Below are 20,948 nucleotides of genomic sequence, written 5' to 3' on the forward strand. Positions count from 1 at the left end.
AAGGAGAAGCACCCGCTGCTGCGCACCACCGACCGCCTGGTGCTGCCGCGCCACCCCGCCCTGCACATCCCCGACACCAAGATCGCCCTGTCCACCGCCTCGGTCTACCCCGACAACACCCAGGTCGCCTTCGAGCTGGCCGCCAAGCTCGGATACGACGGTGTCGAGGTGATGGTCTGGAACGACCCGGTCAGTCAGGACCTGGACGCGCTGCGCGAGCTCTCCGACCGGTTCCGGCTGCCGATCCTGGCCGTGCACGCGCCCTGCCTGCTGATCACCCAGCGGGTCTGGAGCACCGACCCGTGGACCAAGCTCAAACGGGCCAGGGCGGCCGCCGAGAAGCTGGGCGCCGACACCGTGGTGGTGCACCCGCCGTTCCGCTGGCAGCGCCAGTACGCCCGCGACTTCGTCCGCGGCATCGAGCGGATGGCGGGCGAGACGGCGGTGCGGTTCGCGGTGGAGAACATGTACCCGTGGCGCTACCGGGACCGCGAGGTGCTCGCCTACGCCCCCGGCTGGGACGTCACCGAGGAGGCCTACCGGCACTTCACCGTCGACCTCTCGCACGTGGCCACCTCGCGGATCGACGCCTTCGCCATGGTCGACCGGATGGGGGACCGGCTCGCCCACGTGCACCTGGCCGACGGCTCCGGCTCCGGCAAGGACGAGCACCTGATCCCCGGGCGCGGCAAGCAGCCCTGCGCCGAACTGCTGGAGCGGCTGGCCCGGACCGGCTTCGACGGGCACGTGGTGCTGGAGGTCAACACCCGCCGCTCCGGTTCACCCGCCGAGCGGGAGGCCGACCTCGCCGAGGCGCTGGCCTTCACCCGGCTCCATCTGGCCACCGGGTCGCGCGTACTCTGACAGTACGTTGACCGTACGTCGGTCGTGCGGCGATCGTGTGGTGCTCAGGCAGGAGGCGGATATGACGGACTATCAGCTGAAGGTGCACGCGGAGAGCTTCGGCGCCGTCGCCGCCGAGTACGACCGGGCCCGACCGTCCTACCCGATCGAGCTGCTGGACACGATCGAGGAGTTGACCGGCCGCCCGCTGAAGGGCGCCACCGTGCTGGACGTCGGCGCCGGCACCGGCATCGCGACCCGGCTGCTGCGGGCCCGCGGCGCGCTGGTCACCGCGGTGGAGCCGAGCCCGGGGATGGCCGCCCAGCTGCACGCCGTCAGCCCCGAGATCCCGCTGGTCAAGGGCGACGGCAACGAACTGCCGTTCCACGACGCCACCGCCGACCTGATCAGCTACGCCCAGGCCTTCCACTGGACCGAGCCGGACAGGTCGATCCCGGAGGCGCTGCGGGTGCTGCGTCCGGGCGGTGCGCTGGTGCTCTTCTGGAACCTCAAGGACCGCTCGCTGCCCTGGCTCGCCGAGCAGGAGGCCCGACTGTCGGCCGCGCTGCCCTCGTACCACTACTACGGGCTGATGAACGCCGTAACCGAGCCGCTCGGCCGCTACCCCTTCGAGGTGCACAACCGGGTGCTGCGCTGGGAGCGCCGGATCACCGTCGAGGACGTGATCACCGACCTGCGGTCGAAGTCGTACTTCGCGGTGGCCGAGCCCGCGCTGCGCGAGTCGGTGCTGGCCGAGGAGCGGGCCGCGCTGCTGGAGGTGTTCCCCGACGGGGAGGTCACCGAGCCGTACTCGGTGGACCTGACGGTGGCCGTCAAGCGCGACTGACCGCGATGCGGACGGTGGGTCCGCCGGGCGGGACGGCGGCGTAGGCTCGATTGTTACCAACCGCCCAGGAGTGGAGAAGGCAGTGCCCGAGCTGAAGTCCCGTACGGTCACCCACGGTCGCAACATGGCAGGCGCCCGCGCCCTCCTCCGGGCCGCCGGCGTAGCCCGTGAGGACTTCGGCAAGCCGATCATCGCGGTGGCCAACTCCTTCACCGAGTTCGTGCCCGGGCACACCCACCTGCAGCCGGTCGGCCGGATCGTCTCCGAGGCGATCAAGCAGGCCGGCGGCATCCCCCGCGAGTTCAACACCATCGCGGTGGACGACGGCATCGCGATGGGCCACGGCGGCATGCTCTACTCGCTGCCCTCGCGCGACCTGATCGCCGACAGCGTCGAGTACATGGTCAACGCGCACTGCGCCGACGCGCTGATCTGCATCTCCAACTGCGACAAGATCACCCCCGGCATGCTGATGGCCGCGCTGCGCCTCAACATCCCGGTGGTCTTCGTCTCCGGCGGCCCGATGGAGGCCGGCAAGGCCACCCTGGTCGACGGCACCGTGCGCCGGCTCGACCTGGTCAACGCGATCTCCGACGCGGTCAACGAGAACGTCTCGGACGCCGACATCGCGATCATCGAGGAGAACGCCTGCCCGACCTGCGGCTCCTGTTCCGGCATGTTCACCGCCAACTCGATGAACTGCCTGACCGAGGCGATCGGCCTCTCGCTGCCCGGCAACGGCTCGGTGCTGGCCACCCACACCGCCCGCAAGGCGCTGTACGAGGCCGCCGGGCGGACCGTCGTGGAGATCACCGAGCGCTACTACCACCAGGACGACGAGTCGGTCCTGCCGCGCAACATCGCCACCCGCGCCGCGTTCGAGAACGCCATGGCGCTGGACATCGCGATGGGCGGCTCCACCAACACCATCCTGCACCTGCTGGCCGCCGCCCAGGAGGCCGAGCTGGACTTCGACATGCGCACCATCGACCAGGTCTCGCGCAAGGTCCCCTGCCTGTCCAAGGTCGCGCCCAACGGCAACTACTACATGGAGGACGTCCACCGCGCCGGTGGCATCCCCGCCATCCTCGGCGAGCTGTACCGCGGCGGGCTGCTCAACGAGGACGTGCACACCGTGCACTCCGACTCGCTGGACGAGTGGCTGAAGAGCTGGGACATCCGCGGCGGCTCGCCCTCGCCGGCCGCCGTCGAGCTGTTCCAGGCGGCGCCCGGCTGCGTCCGCTCCGCCGAGGCCTTCTCGCAGTCCGAGCGCTGGGAGTCGCTGGACACCGACGCGGCCGGCGGCTGCATCCGCAGCGTCGAACACGCCTACTCGGTGGAGGGCGGCCTGGCCGTGCTCTACGGCAACCTCGCCGAGGACGGCTGCGTGGTGAAGACCGCCGGCGTCGACGAGTCGATCTGGACCTTCAGCGGCCCCGCCGTGGTGGTCGAGTCGCAGGAGGACGCGGTGGACGCGATCCTCGCCAAGCGGGTCAAGGAGGGCGACGTGGTGGTCATCCGCTACGAAGGCCCCAAGGGCGGCCCCGGCATGCAGGAGATGCTCTACCCCACCTCCTTCCTCAAGGGCCGCGGCCTCGGCAAGGCCTGCGCGCTGATCACCGACGGACGCTTCTCCGGCGGCACCTCCGGCCTGTCGATCGGCCACGTCTCCCCCGAGGCGGCCGGCGGCGGCGCGATCGCGCTGGTCGAGGACGGCGACATCATCTCGATCGACATCCCCGGCCGCACCGTCTCGCTGGAGGTCTCCTTCGAGGAGCTGCACGAGCGCCGGATGCGCCTGGAGGAGAGCGGCGGCTACCGCCCCGCGCACCGCGAGCGCCAGGTCAGCCAGGCCCTCAAGGCCTACGCCGCGATGGCCACCTCCGCCGACAAGGGCGCGGTGCGGGACGTCAGCAAGCTGGGCTGAGTCGCAGCTGAGCCGCAGCCCGGCCGAGCCGGCCGGGCTGGGTAATCTGCAGACGTGAACGACGAGACCACCCCCGCCCCCGAGCCCATCCGCTTCTTCGGCACCAGCTGGGTCGACCGGGGCGGCGCGTACTGGCTGCGGCGGGTGGCGGTCTCGCTCGGGGCCCTGGTCACCGTGGCGGCCGGGGCCTTCGTGCTGCGCTTCGCCGTCGGCGGGGTGCAGATGTCCAAGGCGGGCGGCTTCGTGAACTACCTGCTGGTCGCGGCCATCGCACTCTGCTCCTTCCTCGCGGCGTTGCGGATGTGGAAGGTGCTGACCGAAGGCCGGGACTCGCTCACCGGCTGGATGGCCGAGGACAAGTCGCTGGGCGCCGTCTGGCTGATCGGCTGCGTCGGTGCGGCGGCGGCGTACTTCGTGCGGAGCCTGGTGGAGGCCCCGGGGGAGGGCGTCCAGCGGGCGGCCTGGGAAGCGCGGACCGCCCGCCACGAGAAGCGTGGCGGGCGGCCGGGGAAGCGGAAGAAGCGGTAGTGGGTCAGGTGCGGGAGACGGTGCCGCACTTGCCGTCGTTCTTCAGCTCCTTGCTGCGGTCGTAGGGGTCCGTGGTGGGACCGCTGGCGCTGGGGTCGCCGGGCAGGCCTGGCTCCGGGAAGCTGGGCTGCAGCCAGCCGTCGCCCACCTCGCAGTAGTTGCCCGCCATGTCGTACGCACCCTTGTCAAGGATGATCTTGTTGGGGTCGACCTTGTAGTGCGCGGGATCGTAGAAGCGGAAATCCTGAATCCGCCGGACGATCTCCCGGGTGACCTCGGCGGTCGGGGCGAGCTGGTGGAGAGAGACCGACTGCCCGCTCACGCCGCCCTGCGCGCTCGGGTGGTACCGCTCGGGGCCGGGGACCAGGGCGTAGACGAAGCTGTAGTCGGTATGGACCAGTAGTCCCTCCTTGCCGTCGCCCTCGAAGGTGATCCGGCCCTGCAGCTTGATCTCCGGGACGGCGGGCACGGCGGTGCGCGCGTTGAACCGGCTCATCCAGCTGGTCGGATCGTGGTCCTTGTCCGGGTGCGTCAGCGCGGCGGTGAGGTCCTCACGCTCCTGACGGTCGAGCAGGTCCAGCACCGGTTGGGTGGCACCGGCAGCGACCACGCCCTGGTCCAGATTGGCGGTCGCCAGATACTTCTTCACCAGCTCCAGATCGGCCTGTACCTCGTCCTTCCCGAACACCCCCGTCGCCTGCGCGTCCGGCAGCACGATCGCGTCCGCTCCGGTCGGCCAGGTCTCCGCCGGCGAGCCCGCCCAGGGGTGGGCCACGGTGGGCGTCTGCGGGGCCTGGGTGGACGGCGCGGCTGTCGGCTTGGCCGTCTCCGGGGCCTGGGTGGCCACCGGCTTCGGGCTGGCCGGAGCGGCCACGCTGGTGCCGCCGTCGTCCTTGCTCCCGAAGTGGTCCAGGTACCAGCCGTGCAGCCCGTTCACGTTCAGTGCGGCGGCCACCACGGCCACCGTGAGCAGCACGAAGACCGGCGCCTGCCAGTTCCTGGTGCGCTTGCGCTTGTTGCCCCAGGGGTCGACCCGCTTCGCCCGGCGCCCGAACCTGCGGCGGCGGATCTCGGTGGGCGGGCGGAACTCGGTGTCCGTCGGGGGTTCGCGTTGCCATTTGGCGGCGAGCATCCGGGCGCGGCTGGACGGCTCCTTGACGCTCGCGCTCCTGACGAACTCCTCGTCGAGGACGAGGTCGGCGAACGGGTCGGGCTCCTCGCCGGACGGGCGGGGCTCGGGGTCTTCGGCTATCGGCACGCGGTCAGTATGCAGACGCCGGGCAGCAGTTCGCGCACCGGGCGGGGGTTTGACGCCCGCGAGGTGCGCGTTCTGTGGTGATTGCTCCTCACCTGACCGCTGTTCAGTGCTGTCGTGCCGCCTTCACCGACCCGACCACGCCCGCGATCACCAGCAGGATGCCGGCCGGGAGCAGGGAGGTGAACAGGGCGCCGAACAGGCCCCAGCCGCCGAGCAGGGTCAGGGCGAGGGTGTTGAGCACGAGCAGGGCGCCGCTGGCGGGCAGGGCGGACTGCCAGGGGTGGGCGTCGGCCCAGCGGCGCAGCCGGCGGTCGCCGGTGTCCTTGCGCAGCTGGCCGCCGACCGTGCCGACCAGGAAGAAGAAGAACAGGGCCCACCCGGCCGGGCCGGCCAGGATCGAGGTGGACCAGTGGCCGGTCACCAGGTCCACGCCCAGGGCCGCGCCGCCGACCACCGCTCCCACGGCCGCGGCAGCTCGCCACGGTCCGGTGGTGGCGGAGGCGACGGCCAGGTGGCTGTTCTCGCGTCGCGACAGATCTCCGTGTTCCATGCCTCCACGGTGCTCCTCGCGGCGGCTGGGGGCCAGAGTGTGCGCCCCTGACTTTTCCCTACCACTGCGGATTCGCCCCCTACGGGGACGGTTGTGCGCCGGGTGGACAGGAGGGTTGCGGGAGTTCCAGCAGCGGCCAGCCGCGGCTGTTGGCGTGCTCGGTCAACTCGGGGTCGGCGCCCACTACTCGGGGGTTGCCGACCACGGTCAGGGTGCGCATCCCGGGCGCGTGGTCGACGTAGCCGAAGCAGCGGGCGGCGTCCAGGCCGAGCAGGGTGATGGCCTCGACCACGGTGACCGGCGGCTGCGGCGGGCAGGGGGTGCGGCCGGCACCCGCGTAGCCGTGCTCGAGGTGCGGGTAATCGTTGTGCGGGTAATCGCTGTGGGGGTAACCGCCGAGCGGGTAGCCGCCGCGCCGGTGGTCGCCGTGCTGGTGGTCGCCGGGGTCGCCGTCGGGCAGCAGGACCAGGTCGGGGCCGACGCCGAGGGCGTCCAGGCCGAGCGTGTGCCGGCCCGGGCGGGATTCGGACCGGGCCTCGCCGTGGGGTCTGGAGACCACCAGGACCACCAGGTCGCCGGCCGATCTGTGCCGGGCCGCCACCTCGTGGAGCGCTTCTCGGAAGTGCGGGGACGGGTGACGCTCCCCCAGGTCGAAGAATGCCGCACGCATCGGCTCAACCATGATCCTGCCAATCCCCCTCAGGCCACCGACTGCAGAATCCGAAGATATCTCTTCTTTTAGGGGTTCCAGGAGTGGATCAAGCTAATTCCTATTACTCACTACAGTTGGTTACGAGTTTTCCCCAATGCCCGAGGTTCGACGTGACGGTGCGTCAGGTCGGCCAATTCCGGGAGTCCGAATCGCCCCAATAGCGCCGCGAGTACGCATTGGCCCGGGGTCGTCCCGAGTCCCGGGGATTCGGTGCAGTCGGCTTTGGATCGGATGGCCTGTTTTTTTGTGTCATGGCCCTGGCGACAAGACCGGAGCAGTGATCATCAACCTGACGATAAAGAGTGCCGAGGGCCACGCACTTGACTACTCTGTTGACAGACTGTGACTCATGTTGTTGAGTCTTACTGGACAAGGTCGCCAAGGTGGGGGATGCGAGATGGGTGGCTCAGACATGGGGACCGTGGGCATCATCCTGGCCGGGGGACGCGGTGAGCGGGCCAAGCCGATCACCCTGGAGTCCGCCGACTACATCAGAAGCAAGGCGCTGATCCCGTTCGTCGGCCGCCGGCTCATCGAGTGGGTCGTCGACGCCTGCCGTGAGCAGGGCATCCACCGCTTCTACGTGGTCGCGCAGGGGTTGGAGAACCGCAGCCAGATCATGCTGCTGCTGGGCCACGGCGAGCGCTACGGCGTCGAGGTCCGCTACTCCCGACCGAGCTTCGACCGGTACAACGTCGGCTCGGGCGCGGCCACCCTGCACAACCTGGAGGAGTGGGACCTCAACGAGCAGGCCCTGGTCCTCCCGGTCGACTCGATCTTCGACTTCTCGCTCGCCGAGCTGGAGGCGACCCACCGCTCCACCAACGCCGTGGTCACGGTGGCCGCGGTGGCCCGTACCCCGGCCGAGGTGGCCGGCAAGTACGGCGCGATGCAGACCGACGAGCGCGGCCTGGTCGCGGGGTTCGTCGAGAAGCCCGGCATGGAGCGGATCCACGAGATCTTCCCCGAGGTGCGGCACGACAACTGCGCGATGATCCCGACCAACGCCGGGATGTACCTGATCGACTGCGCCCGGCTGCGCCAGGCGGCCCGCGAGCCGGAACTGATGCGCAAGGCCCAGCAGCGGCTGGACTGGGGCGGCGACCTGCTGCCCGAACTGGTCGAGCGCGGCATGCCGGTGGCGGCGCACCACATCGCCCGGCTGGGTGACCTCGGCAACGTCGAGGACTACCTGGTCACCCTCAAGGACGTGCTGGCGGGCGACTACCCGCTGATGAACCAGTTGATGGCGGAGCCGGCCAGCGCCTCGCCGCGGTACTGGATCCACGAGAGCTCGCTGGCCACCCGGGACGACATCACCGGCACCACGCTGGCCGCCAAGATCGAGGACGGCAGCGTGGTGATCGGACCCGGGGTCCGGATCGGCCGCCATGTCGCGGTCGGCAGCGACGTCCACCTCGAGTACACCGACGTCGGCGACGGCGTCGAACTGCGCGCGGGCGCCCGGCTCAGCCGCAGCTCCTGCGGCGACGCCTCGGTGATCGGCCAGTACGCGGACATCAGTGACACCTATGTCGGACCCATGGTGGAGATCCAGTCGGACCGGGAGAACCCGGTCCGGCTGGAGGGCTTCTCGGCCATCGGGGACGGCGCCCAGCTCTGGCCGGGATCGCGGCTCTCCGGAGTCAGCATCTACCCGCGCCTGAGAGTGCCAGCGATCGCGAACCTTCCTTCGGGCACCCGCCTGACCAGCTCGGACGACATCCTGCGCTGGATCTGACGACCCGACGACTCGTCCCACAACGACCGAGCTAAGGAGAGAAGGCGATGGACAATCCGGTGGTGGTGGTCGGCGGCGCGGGACGCGTCGGCCGGATCATCGTGCAACGCCTCCTGGAACGCCGGGAGAGCGTGCGCGTCATCGGCCGCAGCGTTCAGCACGCCCGCCGTCATCTGGCACCGGGAGCCGTCTTCAGCCAGGGCGACGTGCGGGTCCCGGAGACCCTGGCGACGCCGCTGGCCGGGTGCGCCGCAGTGGTCTACTGCGTGGAACCCGGCACCGACGACCGCGGCCCCGACCGGCCCGAGACCACGCTGCACCAGGGCGTGCGCCATGTGCTGGCGGCCGCCACGGCCGGCGGCAACCGACCGCACTTCGTGCTGGTCAGCCAGGTGCACGCGACCCACCAGGGGCACCCGCTGAACGCCTACGGGCGGCTGCTGGTCTGGCGGTTCGCGGGCGAGGAAGTGCTGCGCGAGTCGGGCCTGCCGTACACCGTGGTGCGGCCGGGCTGGCTGATCGACGACCACGAGGCGGGCCGGCGGGTCCGGCTGGAGCAGGGCGACCAGGGCACCGGACGGGTCGCCCGGGACGACGTGGCCGAGGCCTGCGTGCAGGCGCTGTACACGCCGGCCGCTCGCGGCGTCACCTTCGAGATCTTCAACGAACCCGGTTCGCCGTTCCCGTCCTGGAGCGAGGCCTACGGCTCGCTGGTCTGGGACCGGACACCGGTGGCCTAGCGGCGCCGGCGCAGCGGCGCCGGTTCTCCGCCCGCACCCGTGCGCGCAGGCGCGACGGCGGAGATCACGGCCGGTTCGGGTCCCCCGAACGGACCAATACCGGCCGGAATCCAGAATTCCGGGTGCATCATGGCAGGGGAGTTGACAGCGGATATGACCAGTAGTCAGGCAAGTATGTTGGAAGAAGAGCTCACCAGAACGCAGGCGGGGGTGACCCCGGGCCGCCCCCAGCCGTTGGGGGCCACCGTCGATGCCACCGGGGTGAACTTCTCGATCTTCTCGGAGCGGGCCACCAAGGTCGAACTGCTTCTGTTCGACAGTTACGACGACCTCGCCCCCAGCCGTGTGATCGCGCTGGACCGGGAGCACCACAACAGCTACCACTTCTGGCACTGCCATGTCAGCGGCGTCATCGCCGGACAGGTCTACGCGTACCGGATGGACGGGCCGCACCAGACCAGGGAGAGCGGCACCCGGTTCAACCCCCGCAAGGTGCTGCTCGACCCCTACTCGCGGGCCAACATCAACACGCTCTGGGACCGGGTCCGGGCGGTCGGCGTCGAGGACAACTGCGCCTACTCGATGCGCAGCATGGTCGTCGACCTCGACAGCTACGACTGGGAGGGCGACGAACCGCTGCGCACCCCGCTCGCCGAGACGGTGATCTACGAGGTGCACGTCGGCGGCCTGACCGCCTCGCCCACCTCCGGCGTCGCCCACCCGGGCACCTTCAACGGCGTGGTGGAGAAGATCCCGTACCTCAAGGAGCTCGGGGTCACCGCGGTCGAGCTGCTGCCGGTCTTCGACTTCGACGAGCGGCAGGTGCTGCGCACCGGACCGAACGGCGTGCCGCTGTACAACTACTGGGGCTACGACCCGTTCGGCTTCTTCGCCCCGCACACCGCCTACTGCTCGGACGCGTGCAGCTGCACCCACATCACCGAGTTCCGCAACATGGTGAAGGAGCTGCACCGGGCCGGCATCGAGGTGATCCTCGACGTGGTCTTCAACCACACCTCCGAGGGCAACGAGCACGGGCCGACGATCAGCTTCCGCGGCCAGGCCAACGAGGTCTACTACCACCTGTGGCCGCAGGACCGCCGGCACTACATGGACTTCACCGGCTGCGGCAACGCGATCAACGCCAACCACCCGGCGGTCGCCAAGTTCATCATCGAGTGCCTGGAGTACTGGGTCACCGAGCACCATGTGGACGGCTTCCGGTTCGACCTCGCCTCCGAGCTGTCGCGCGGCGAGGAGGGCTACGAGATGCCGGTCCCGCCCGCGCTGTGGGGGATCGAGCTGTCCGGGATCCTCTCCGAGACGAAGATCATCGCGGAGCCCTGGGACGGCGCCGGCCTCTACCAGGTGGGCCGGTTCCCGGGGAAGCGCTGGGCGCAGTGGAACGGGCCGTACCGCGACGACGTGCGGCGCTTCGTGCGCGGCGACGCGGGTCTGGCCGGTTCGATCGCCTCGCGGATCGGCGGTTCGCGCGACCTTTTCACCAAGGAAGGCGAACTGCCCACCAACAGCATCAACTTCATCACCTGCCACGACGGTTTCACGCTGAACGACCTGGTCAGCTACAACCACAAGCACAATGACGCCAACGGCGAGTCCAACGCCGACGGCGCGCACGAGAACTTCAGTTGGAACTGCGGTGTGGAAGGGCCGACCGATGCCGAGGACATCGAGCGGCTGAGGATCCAGCAGATCAAGAACATGATGGCGATCCTGATGCTCAGTCGGGGCGTGCCGATGATCCTGGCCGGCGACGAGTTCCGCAACAGCCAGGGCGGCAACAACAACGCCTACTGCCAGTCCAACGAGGTGGCCTGGCTGGACTGGGAGCAGGCCGAGAAGGAGACCGAGGTCCGGGGCTTCGTCCAGCAGATGATCGGGCTGCGCAAGCGGTTCCGGGCGGTCCGCGAGGCGCGCTTCTTCGACGGTCGGACCAACGACCGCGACCTGCCCGAAGTCACCTGGCACGGATGCCGGTTGGAGCAGCCGGGCTGGGAGGACACGGACGCCCGGGTGCTCTCCTACACGCTCGCCGGCTTCAACGGCGACCCGGATCTGCACGTGATCTTCAACATGTACCACCTCGGCCTGGACTTCGAACTTCCGCGGGTGGCCGGCCAGCAGTGGCACCGGACCGTCGACACCTCGCGCGGCGCCGGGCAGGACGTCCTGCCCGCCGGCGGCGAGGAACCGGTTCCTGGCCACACCTTCCACGCCCACGGCCGCAGCGTCGTCGTGCTGACCGCGCTGCCCGACAATGGAGGCACCCTTCGATGAGTGCACAGGACATCCGGCGGACCTACTCGGACAGCATCGCCGGCTACATCACCTCGTACGACCCCACCCACGACCGCTTCGGCCTGCGCACCAGCGACGGGCGGGAGTTCACCATCCACCTGGACGGGCTGCTCGGCTCCGAGATCGTCCGCAACCTCGGTGACAGCGGCCGCCGCGACACCAGTGGCGCCACCCGGGACATGCTGGCCGAGGGCCGCTACGTCTTCGTCTACGGCCTCTTCCACCAGTGGGCCGGCGGCGAGCGGATCGACGCCCGTCAGATCGTGTTCCCGGAGGAGCGGCGCGGCGCCTACGTCTTCGAGAAGCCGGGCTGGTGGGTCCAACAGGCCGCCGAGATAGCCGACTTCTACCTGCGCGGCCACTTCCCCGACGGCGTCTACGACTGGCGCGGCTTCCGCACCCGGCTGACCCTGCACGGCACCCATGTCGCCGACCACATCGAGCAGGACCTGCGCCAGGAGACCGACACCATCTCCCGGCTGGTCTACGGTCTGGCCACCGCCTTCCTGCTGACCGGCGAGGAGCGCTTCCTGGAGGCGGCCGAGTCGGGCACCGAGTACCTGCGCGAGCACATGCGGGTGAGCGACGAGCGCGAGGGCGTCGTCTACTGGTACCACGCGGTCGACATCACCCCGGGCGCCCAACGCAAGGTCTTCGCCTCGGAGTTCGGCGACGACTACAACGCCATCCCGATGTACGAGCAGATCTACGCGCTGGCCGGCCCGACCCAGACCTACCGGATCACCGGCGACCCGCGGATCCTCAACGACATCGACCGCACCGTGGCGCTGTTCCACCGGTACTTCAAGGACGACGAGCGGGGCGGCTTCTTCTCCCACCTCGACCCGATCACCATGGACCCGCGCTCCGACTCGCTGGGCCGCAACCGGGCCCGCAAGAACTGGAACTCGGTCGGCGACCACGCCCCGGCGTACCTGATCAACGCCTACCTGGCCACCGGGCGCGAGGACTTCGCGCAGCTCCTGGAGGAGACCGCCGACACCATCACCAAGTACTTCCCGGACGAGCCCAACAGCCCGTTCGTGCAGGAGCGGTTCCACGAGGACTGGAGCCCGGACCGCACCTGGGGCTGGCAGCAGGACCGCGCGGTGGTCGGCCACAACCTGAAGATCGCCTGGAACCTCACCCGGATCCGGGCGATGCAGGACAAGCCCGAGTACGCGGAGCTGGCCGAGCGGATCGCCGAGATCATGCCGCCGGTCGGCAGCGACCAGCAGCGCGGCGGCTGGTACGACGTGGTCGAGCGGATCCCCGACCCGGACAGCGGCGCGCACCGGCTGGTCTGGCACGACCGCAAGGCCTGGTGGCAGCAGGAGCAGTCGATCCTGGCCTACCTGATCCTGGCCGGCGTCACCGGCGACCCGGAGCACCGTCGACTGGCCCGCGAGGCGTCCGCGTTCTACAACGCCTTCTTCCTCGACTACGACGACGGCGGCGTGTACTTCAACGTGCTGGCCAACGGCATCCCGTACCTGCTCGGCACCGAGCGGCTCAAGGGCAGCCACTCGATGGCCGGCTACCACGCCCTGGAGCTCTGCTACCTGGCCGCGACGTACACCAGCCTGCTGGTCACCTCGCAGCCGCTCACCCTGCACTTCCGGCCGCGTCCCGACGCGTTCCCGGACCGGGTGCTGCGGGTCGCCCCCGACCTGCTGCCCCCCGGCTCGGTCCAGATCGACCAGGTCTGGATCGACGACCAGCCGTTCCACGACTTCGACGCCAAGGCGCTGACGGTGAACCTGCCGGAGAGCGACGGGCCGCTGAAGGTCAGGGTCACGGTCGAGCCGGCCGACCAGCGGATGCGGATCACCAGCGAGTTCGACGGTGAGACCGCGCACATCCACCTGGAGGGCACGGTCGACCTGGACGAGCTGGAGAAGTTCCGCCGCGGTGTCGGGGAGGCCCTGTCGGTCAGCCCGCGCCGGGTGGAGTTCCACCTCTGCAAGGTGGCCGAGATCAGTCGCCCGGCCATCAACGAACTGCTCTTCCAGCGCACCAAGGTCGGACCCGAGGTCGACTTCGTGATCGTCGGCTCCGCACTGCCCGAGGTCACCCAGATGCTCGTCGCCACCGACGCGTTCGTGCTTGACCCGAACCGGAGCTGCAACGAGGACGAGTGAACCCGCGCACCCCGGCTGTCCTCCCCCGCGAGTCGGGGGAGGACAGCCCCGCTCACAAACCCAAGGAATCGCTGTGACCAAGATTTCGGACCTCCGTGAACCGCTCGCGGGGGATCGGCAGGACGGGATCTCCGATTACTGCCGCGACCTGTTCTCCTGCTTCGCCCGTTCCGACCAGCGCCGTTGGGGCGAGGTCTACCTGCGGGGGCTGCTGCACGCCCCCGGTCGGCGGACCCCGGCCAACATCTCCGAGAAGGTGCTCGGCCGGCGCGTGGTCCAACCGATCCAGCAGTTCGTCAACCAGAGCACCTGGGAGTACGACAACGTCCGCCGCTATCTCGCGGAGCGGGCCAGTACCCTCAAGGCGCCGGAGGCCTGGGCCTTCGACGAGGTGGTCTTCCCCAAGAACGGCACACGTTCCGCCGGGGTCGGCCGCCAGTTCGTCGGCTCGGCCGGTCGGGTGATGAACTGTCAGCTCGGGCTGGCCACCTCGATGGTGCACGGTGGACACGGGCTGCCGGTCAACTGGCATCTGATACTGCCGCGGCACTGGGACGACGACCACGAGCTGCGCAGCCGCGCCCACGTGCCTTCGCACGAGCGCCACCGGCCGCGCTGGAGCTATGTCCTGGAGTCCCTGGACGAGATTCTCGAATGGGATGTACCGGACGCCCCGGTACTGGCCAACTGGAGTTACGAGCCGCAGGTCGAACCACTGCTGCTCGGCCTGGAGGAACGCGGCTTCGGCTATGTCGTCGAGGTCGGTCCGACCACCCTGCTGCCGGTCGGCGGCGCCCCCCGGCGCCCGGCCGCCCGGCGGATCCCCGCCGTCGAGGTGGTGCAGGGCATGCGCGGCTGGTCCGAGCGCGCGGTGCTGGCCCGTCCCGACGGGCCGGAGGGCCAGACCAGGCACTCCCAGTTCATGATCGGCGCGCTGGGCGCGATGCAGCCGGGCATGCGCTCGGCCACCCGCCACCTGGTGGTGGAATGGCCGTTCGGCCGGCCGCAGCCGCGCTCCTACTGGATGACCAACCTGCCCGCCGACCGGCTGGCCGACACCGTGGCGCTGGCCGAACTGCGCCACCAGGTCGGGCGCAGCCACGAGAAGCTGCACGAGGACTACGGGCTCAGCGACTTCGAGGGCCGATCGTTCCGCGGCTGGCACCACCACGTCACCCTGGCCTCCGCGGCGCTCGGCTTCCACCGGCTGCAGGAGCTGGAGGAGCAGTATGCCCAGCAGGCCCAGTAGCGGGCCGGCCGGCGCGGACCAGGCAGGCGCCGGCAGAGCAAGGGCGGGTGCGACCGAATCGGTCGCACCCGCCCTTCTGCGTCCGGGGGTTGGGCGGCCGACCAGCGGCCGGCCGGCCGGCCCCGTGGCTCAGCCGGCGACGAGCGTCTCGGAGAGCCGCCAGAGCGCCTCGGCGCGGTCCGGGTCGAGCGCGTACGGGCGGTAGTGGCCGCCCGGCATGCTGCCGCCGCCCGGCCACGGGCGGGCCACCGCGCAGTCGTCCAGGTAGCGGCCGCCGACGCCCTGCAGTTCCGCGGCGACCGCGGCCCAGACACTGGTGGCGGCGCCCTGCTCGGCGGTCTTCCAGCCGGGCGGGGTCCCGATCCGGCCGTCGGCGTCCTGGCGCCGCTGGCCCCACTGCGGGGTGTGCCGCCACAGCGGGGAGAGGATCACCCCGGGCATCACCGCGTTGGAGGTGATCCCCTCGGCCGCGTGCCGGTTGGTCAGGCCGACCGCGAAGAGCATGTTGGCGGTCTTGGACTGGCCGTAGGCGGCCCACGGGTCGTACCGGCGGTGGGCGAAGTTCGGGTCGTCCAGGTGGACGTCGTCGATGCCGTGCGCCCGCGAGGAGAGCGAGACCACCCGGGCGCCCCCGGCCGCTCGCAGCGCGGGCAGCAGGGCGGTGGTGAGGGTGAAGTGGCCCAGGTGGTTGGTGCCGAACTGGAGCTCGAAGCCGTCCTCGGTCAGGCCGAACGGGGTGGCCATCACCCCTGCGTTGTTGACCAGCAGGTGGAGCGGCCGGCCGTCGGCCAGGTAGCGCGCGGCGAACTCCCGCACCGAGCGCAGCGAGGCGAGGTCGAGCAGTTCGAAGGCCACCTGCGGATTGCCGGTGGAGCGCCGGATGTCGGCCGCCGTCGCCTCGCCCCGCGCGGCGTCGCGGGCCGCCACCAGCACCCGGGCGCCGGCGCCCGCCAGCGCCCGGGCGGTCTCCACGCCGATCCCCGAGGCGGCCCCGGTGACCACCGCCGTGGTGCCGGACAGATCATGTCCGGCGACCACCTCCGCCGCCGTGGAATTCGGCCCGAAACGTGTCTGCCGGGATGTATTCATCGGTGTCCTCCATGATCCGATCGGGCTTTCGTGCGAATTAAGTGGAGCCTCCGGAAATCCTTCCCGGCGACCCTAGTATCCATTCTCGGACGGCCCCTGGGCGAGCCGGCCTCATCCTGGCACTACGTCAAGTCCCGTGACAGAAACGCCTGGTGGGAACCGTGAGCAAGGCGGTCAAAGGTCCGACCTGACGTAGTGCGGGTGGTTCATGACGCAGTGCCGCCAGCATTCCGGAATGATCTCGGATATTCGCACTTTGCCGATCCAGCCGGGAACCGTGTCAGTTAGTGTCGTATTCACTGCGCCATATCTATGGCTTCCAGTTCTCTCTTGGAGGTTCCATCCATGACCGCACCAACGGATCAGCGGGCCCTCGCGCGCGACGCTGCCCCGAGTGCCCTGGCAGCGGGTGGCAACCGCAGGGCGGCACTCATCCTGCTCGTCGCGGTCCAGTTCATGCTGGTTCTGGACTCGACGATCGTCGCCGTGGCGATGCCTTCGCTCGGTACCGACCTCGGCTTCTCCCAGGCCAGCCTGTCCTGGGTGACCAACGCGTATGTGCTGCTCTTCGGCGGCTTCCTGATGCTCGGTGGCCGGCTGGCCGACCTGACCGGCCGCCGCAAGCTCTTCATCCTGAGCCTGGTGCTCTTCGCCGTCGCCTCGGCCGTCGGTGGCCTCGCCAGCTCCCCGGCCATGGTGATCATCGTCCGGGCGGTGCAGGGCCTGGCCTCGGCGCTCGCCGCGCCGGCCGCGCTCTCGCTGCTCATGACGGTGTTCCCGGACGACACGGCGCAGGGCAAGACCGAGCGCAACAAGGCCCTGGGCGTCTACGGTGCCGTCTCCGGCGCCGGTGGTGCGGCCGGCATGATTCTGGGCGGTGTGCTCACCGACTGGTTCGGCTGGCAGGCGGTCTTCTACGTCAACGTGCCGATCGCCCTGATCGCCGCCGCGCTGGCGGTCAAGTTCCTGCCCGCCGGTGAGAGCACCGTGGAGGAGAAGCGCTTCGACCTCGGTGGCGCGCTCTTCGTCACCGCCGGTCTCGGCCTGCTGGTCTTCTCCCTGGTCGACGCCGACAAGGCCGGCTGGGGCTCGGCCCGCACGCTGGGCGGCATCGCCGGTGCGCTCGTGCTGCTGGCGCTCTTCCTGGTGGTCGAGTCCAAGCACAGCCAGCCGCTGATCCCGCTCGGGATCTTCCGGCGCAAGGTGCTGCCCGGCGCCAACCTGGTCGGCGGGCTGATCCCGATGGCCATGATCCCGGCCATCTTCTTCCTCACCCTCTACACCCAGATCGTCCAGGGCTACTCGCCGCTGCGCTCGGGCCTGGCCCTGGTGCCGCTCGCCCTCGCGGTGGTGCTGGCTGCCACCAACGTGGGCCGGGTGCTGCCCCTGCTCGGCCTCAAGGGCACCACGATGCTGGGCACCCTGCTGGTGGCCGGCGGTACCTTCTGGGCCTCCGGGATCAACGGCGGCGGCTTCTGGCTCGAGCAGTTCGGCCCGGAGATCCTGGCCGGCCTCGGCGGCGGCACCGTCTGGGTCTCGGCCACCGTGGCCGCGACCAGCTCCGCCTCGGAGGAGGAGGCCGGCCTCGCCTCCGGTCTCTTCAACACCTCCAACCAGATCGGTGCCGCGCTCGGCCTGGCCGTGCTCGCCACGGTGGCCGCGGCCGGTACCACCAGCTCCACCAAGAGCGGCCACGCGGTGAACACCGCGCTGACCGCCGGGTACAGCAACGCGCTGGTGGGCGCCGCGATCATCGCCGTGGTGGCGACCCTGGCGGCGGCGTTCATGCTCCCCGGCAAGAGCGCGATGCGCTCCGGCAGCTGATGGCCGCCGCGCACAGAACCGGCCGCTGGGCCGCCACGAGCTGCCTCCGGGCTGCCCGTGGCGGCCCAGCGGACGTGTGACGGACCGCCGGCGAAGAGAGGAACACACCGCAGTGAGTCATGACCACTCGACGATGGCCGACTCCATCATCGTGGGCGGCGGCCCGGCCGGGCTGTCCGCCGCCATCTGCCTGGCCCGCTACAACCGGCGGGTGCTGGTCTTCGACACCGGGCACGGGCGCTCGACCCACCACCAGGTCAACCGCAACTACCTGGGATTCCCCGGTGGCATCGCCACCGTGGAACTGCGCGAGCTGGCGACCCGTCAGCTGAGCGACTACCCGGCGGCCCAGGTGCTGCGCCATGCCGTGACCGGCGCCGAGGGCGACGCCGAGCGCGGCTTCACCGTGCACACCCAGTCGCAGGAGTTCCGGGCCCGCACGCTGATCCTGGCCACCGGCGTGCTCGACCACTTCCCGCACTTCCCCGGCTGGGAGCGCTACGTCGGCGAGTCGATGTTCTGGTGCATCGCCTGCGACGGCTACGAGAACCGCGGCCGGGAGATCCTGGTGGTCGGCCACACCGACGCGGCCGCCGCCGAGGCGATGCAGATGCACAGCCTCAGCGACCGGGTCCGACTGCTGACGAACAGTCACCGCAACGAGATCAGCGAGGTGCTCTGCCGGCGGCTGCGGGCGGCCGGCATCCCGGTGCTGCACGACCAGATCCACACCGTGGAGGGCGACAAGGGGCAGCTGCGCACGGTGGTCACCCGGGGCGGCGAACGGCTCTCGCTGGACGCGCTGTTCAGCATCCAGGGGGCCACCCCGGAGACCCGGCTGGCGGCGCAGCTCGGCGTGCTGCTCGCGCCCAGCGGCTACATCCAGGTCGACACCGAGCAGAAGACCTCGGTGGAGGCCGTGTACGCCGCCGGCGACGTCACCTCGCTCCACTCCCACCAGGTCAGTGCCGCGGTGCACGAGGGGTCGCAGGCCGCCTCGGCGGCCAACTACTTCCTGTACCCGCCCGAGCTCAAGTCCGCCTGACCCCTGGCCGCGGACCCAAGGACGACGACTGATGGCTACGACTGATGGCTGACAACACCACCGGGCCGACCGCCGTGCGGGACGAGGACCTGGGCCCGGAGCTCGAACCGGAGATTCCCGAGGACTCGCTCGAGGACCCGGCCCCGGAGCCGAAACCGGTCCTGGCCAGCCGGCCGGCCGAGCAGCGGGTCACCTGGGCGGAGCTCTTCTTCGACCTGGTCTGGGTCTTCGCGATCACCGAACTCGCGCACGCGCTGGCCTACTCCTCCGGGCCGACCGGCATCCTGCGCACCCTGGTGCTGACCATCCCGCTCTGGTGGGGCTGGAACAGCGTGACGCTGCTCGGCAACGCCTCGGGGGAGCGGCTGGACAGCCCGCGCGGGCGGCTGCTGCTCTTCCTGATGGGGGCCATCGGCCTGGGGATGGCGGTGGCCGTCCCCGACGCCTACGGGGGCAACGGCCTGCTCTTCGCGGTCTGCTTCATCCTGTTGCGGCTGCTGCTCTGGATGGAGATGCACCGGCTGCACTTCTACGGTGAGTTGCGGATGGAGCCGTTCGCCCTCGGGCTGGTCATCGCCGGTCCGCTCTTCCTGGCCGGAGCGCTCGCACCGGACCCCTGGCGGCTCGGGCTGTGGGGGGCGGGCGCGCTGCTGGAGGTGGCCGGCCCAGCGCTGCTCGGCCACCGGCTCGACCACATCAAGCTGGAGGCGGCCCACCTGCCGGAACGATTCGGCTTGATCATCATCATGGCGCTCGGCGAGACCGTGGTGACCCTGGGCACCCAGGCCGCCAGCGGCCCGCTCGGGCCGAGCCGGGTGGCCGCGCTGGGCGTCGGCTTCCTGCTGGTGATCGGCCTGTGGTGGACCTACTTCCACTTCGGTGCGCCGGCCGTGCGGCACGGCCTGGAGACCAGCGCGGTGCAGGCCCGGATCCTGCGCGACGTCTTCCACTACGCGCACTTCTGCTACCTGCTCGCGGTGATCTGCATCGCGGTCTCGCTGCGGGAGCTGATCAGGGCACCGATGGAGAACGGCCACGAGCTGGCCGCCTGCCTGGTGGCGCCCGGTGCCGGGCTGTACTTCCTGGGCTTCTGCTACTCCCGTTGGCGGATGTACGGCAGCGCCGCGCTGAGCCGGTTCGCGGCCGCGCTGGCCTGCTTCGCGGTGATGCCGCTGACCCCGCTGCTGCCGGCCGTCGCGGTGGCCGGCCTGGTGGCCGCCCTGGTGATCGCGCTCAACGTCGTCGAGTACTGGGTGATCACCACCGGGCGTCCGGTGATCTTCCTGCACACGCCGAAGTGCTGGGTCCGCTGGCGGCAGCGCAGCCGGGACCTGAACAAGTCCGAATGACGAAGTCGGACTGTCGCGGCTGCCCTGGCCTGGGCGTTGACCCTCCGTCAGCCGCCCGGTGAGCATGAACGGGAATCGGGGGCCGGGGAGAACCGAGCAGGTTCGGGGCCGGCCCGGAAGAGGAGGCAGGACCATGTCCCGGCAGAGTTTCGCCGAGTTCATCACCGCGGTCGCGGCCGATCCCGAGCTGCTCGCCCGCTACGACCGGTACAGCCTCGCCCAGTTGACCTTCCACGCGAAGAACGCGGGCTACGAGTTCGGGCCGGCGGACATCGAGGCGGTGGTCGGCGCACTGGAGATCACCACCATTCTGGAGAAGGACCGCCAGGACGTGGACGGCAACGCCGCGCTGTGGCGCGAGATGTGGGGCGTGCGCCACCTGGACTACCTGGCCAGCCGGGTGCGTACCCGGTTCACCGACGAGGAGTTCCGCGCGCTGGTCGGCGGACTCGAGGAGACCGCGGCATGAGCGAGCAGAACGTCATCGAGTTCCTCACCCTGCTGGCCGACCGGCAGGACCTGTTGGACGAGCTGCGGGTGAAGAGCAAGTCCGAGGTGCTGGCGGCCGCCGCCGAGCTCGGACTGCCCTTCACCGAGGAGGACTTCGACCCGCTGGTCTGGGGTCTGGAGATCAAGCTCGCCGAGCACCGGGGCGACAGCTTCGACAACACCTTCCCGCTCTGGGCCACCATGTGGGGCCGCTACTACCTGGACTACCTGGTCGAGGACGTGGTGCCGAGCCTGCGCCAGACCGGCCTGCTGGCCTGAGCCCCGACCGGCCCCAGA

At 70.3% G+C, this 20,948-nt stretch carries 18 protein-coding genes; 14 read left to right on the forward strand and 4 right to left on the reverse strand.

Annotated features, from left to right (window positions below; translation table 11 throughout):
• The first annotated feature begins 60 nt into the window (after positions 1 to 60).
• The 4 genes from BR98_RS25520 (at position 61) to BR98_RS25535 (ending at position 4,145) form a co-directional block, all read left to right on the forward strand.
• Positions 61 to 864 (forward strand): sugar phosphate isomerase/epimerase family protein, encoded by an 804-nt coding sequence (locus BR98_RS25520; RefSeq protein ID WP_035853916.1) that lies wholly within the window; start codon positions 61 to 63, stop codon positions 862 to 864.
• A gap of 61 nt (positions 865 to 925) precedes the next feature.
• Positions 926 to 1,690, forward strand: coding sequence for a class I SAM-dependent methyltransferase (locus BR98_RS25525; protein WP_035847857.1), 765 nt, complete (start codon positions 926 to 928; stop codon positions 1,688 to 1,690).
• Positions 1,691 to 1,772: 82 nt separating this feature from the next.
• On the forward strand, positions 1,773 to 3,617 hold the full coding sequence (gene ilvD, locus BR98_RS25530; protein WP_035847861.1) for a dihydroxy-acid dehydratase: 1,845 nt from the start codon (positions 1,773 to 1,775) through the stop codon (positions 3,615 to 3,617).
• Positions 3,618 to 3,671: 54 nt separating this feature from the next.
• Entirely contained in the window at positions 3,672 to 4,145 is a 474-nt protein-coding gene (locus BR98_RS25535) for a hypothetical protein (protein WP_035847863.1), read from the forward strand.
• A 4-nt stretch (positions 4,146 to 4,149) separates the two neighbouring features.
• On the opposite strand, the gene BR98_RS25540 is transcribed toward BR98_RS25535, so the two are convergent.
• The 3 genes from BR98_RS25540 to BR98_RS25550 form a co-directional block, all read right to left on the reverse strand.
• Positions 4,150 to 5,403 (reverse strand): SCO2583/SCO2584 N-terminal domain-containing protein, encoded by a 1,254-nt coding sequence (locus BR98_RS25540; RefSeq protein WP_035847865.1) that lies wholly within the window; start codon positions 5,401 to 5,403, stop codon positions 4,150 to 4,152.
• A 103-nt stretch (positions 5,404 to 5,506) separates the two neighbouring features.
• Positions 5,507 to 5,953: a hypothetical protein gene (locus BR98_RS25545; protein WP_035847866.1), complete on the reverse strand. Its 447-nt coding sequence runs from the start codon at positions 5,951 to 5,953 to the stop codon at positions 5,507 to 5,509.
• Between the two features lie 79 nt (positions 5,954 to 6,032).
• The gene (locus BR98_RS25550; protein WP_035847871.1) at positions 6,033 to 6,623 is read right to left on the reverse strand and encodes an HAD family hydrolase; all 591 of its coding nucleotides are present in this window, start codon (positions 6,621 to 6,623) and stop codon (positions 6,033 to 6,035) included.
• A gap of 439 nt (positions 6,624 to 7,062) precedes the next feature.
• On the opposite strand from BR98_RS25550, the gene BR98_RS25555 reads away from it, so the two are divergent.
• From BR98_RS25555 to BR98_RS25575, 5 genes are all read left to right on the forward strand, one after another.
• A complete protein-coding gene (locus tag BR98_RS25555; protein ID WP_232247543.1) occupies positions 7,063 to 8,406 on the forward strand; it encodes a sugar phosphate nucleotidyltransferase in 1,344 nt (447 codons plus the stop codon).
• Between the two features lie 47 nt (positions 8,407 to 8,453).
• Positions 8,454 to 9,146, forward strand: a complete 693-nt coding sequence (locus BR98_RS25560; RefSeq protein ID WP_035847875.1) for an NAD(P)H-binding protein — start codon at positions 8,454 to 8,456, stop codon at positions 9,144 to 9,146.
• A gap of 174 nt (positions 9,147 to 9,320) precedes the next feature.
• Complete coding sequence (gene glgX / locus BR98_RS25565) at positions 9,321 to 11,444, forward strand: glycogen debranching protein GlgX (RefSeq protein WP_157537934.1); 2,124 nt, start codon at positions 9,321 to 9,323, stop codon at positions 11,442 to 11,444.
• Positions 11,441 to 13,606, forward strand: a complete 2,166-nt coding sequence (locus tag BR98_RS25570; RefSeq protein ID WP_035847882.1) for an AGE family epimerase/isomerase — start codon at positions 11,441 to 11,443, stop codon at positions 13,604 to 13,606. The genes glgX and BR98_RS25570 overlap by 4 nt, the downstream gene beginning before the upstream one ends.
• A 73-nt stretch (positions 13,607 to 13,679) precedes the next feature.
• A complete protein-coding gene (locus BR98_RS25575) occupies positions 13,680 to 14,855 on the forward strand; it encodes an IS701 family transposase (protein ID WP_232247545.1) in 1,176 nt (391 codons plus the stop codon).
• 129 nt (positions 14,856 to 14,984) lie between these two features.
• On the opposite strand, the gene BR98_RS25580 is transcribed toward BR98_RS25575, so the two are convergent.
• The gene (locus BR98_RS25580) at positions 14,985 to 15,944 is read right to left on the reverse strand and encodes an SDR family NAD(P)-dependent oxidoreductase (protein ID WP_035847885.1); all 960 of its coding nucleotides are present in this window, start codon (positions 15,942 to 15,944) and stop codon (positions 14,985 to 14,987) included.
• Between the two features lie 345 nt (positions 15,945 to 16,289).
• On the opposite strand from BR98_RS25580, the gene BR98_RS25585 reads away from it, so the two are divergent.
• The 5 genes from BR98_RS25585 (at position 16,290) to BR98_RS25605 (ending at position 20,930) form a co-directional block, all read left to right on the forward strand.
• Positions 16,290 to 17,768, forward strand: coding sequence for an MFS transporter (locus tag BR98_RS25585; protein WP_051970213.1), 1,479 nt, complete (start codon positions 16,290 to 16,292; stop codon positions 17,766 to 17,768).
• 133 nt (positions 17,769 to 17,901) lie between these two features.
• Positions 17,902 to 18,813, forward strand: coding sequence for an NAD(P)/FAD-dependent oxidoreductase (locus tag BR98_RS25590; RefSeq protein ID WP_035847887.1), 912 nt, complete (start codon positions 17,902 to 17,904; stop codon positions 18,811 to 18,813).
• 44 nt (positions 18,814 to 18,857) lie between these two features.
• The gene (locus BR98_RS25595; RefSeq protein WP_035847890.1) at positions 18,858 to 20,162 is read left to right on the forward strand and encodes a low temperature requirement protein A; all 1,305 of its coding nucleotides are present in this window, start codon (positions 18,858 to 18,860) and stop codon (positions 20,160 to 20,162) included.
• A gap of 133 nt (positions 20,163 to 20,295) precedes the next feature.
• A complete protein-coding gene (locus tag BR98_RS25600; RefSeq protein ID WP_035847893.1) occupies positions 20,296 to 20,631 on the forward strand; it encodes a Nif11-like leader peptide family natural product precursor in 336 nt (111 codons plus the stop codon).
• Entirely contained in the window at positions 20,628 to 20,930 is a 303-nt protein-coding gene (locus BR98_RS25605) for a Nif11-like leader peptide family natural product precursor (protein WP_035847895.1), read from the forward strand. Before BR98_RS25600 ends, BR98_RS25605 begins: the two co-directional genes overlap by 4 nt.
• Positions 20,931 to 20,948: the final 18 nt, after the last annotated feature.

Source organism: Kitasatospora azatica KCTC 9699 (assembly GCF_000744785.1).
Lineage (GTDB): Bacteria > Actinomycetota > Actinomycetes > Streptomycetales > Streptomycetaceae > Kitasatospora > Kitasatospora azatica.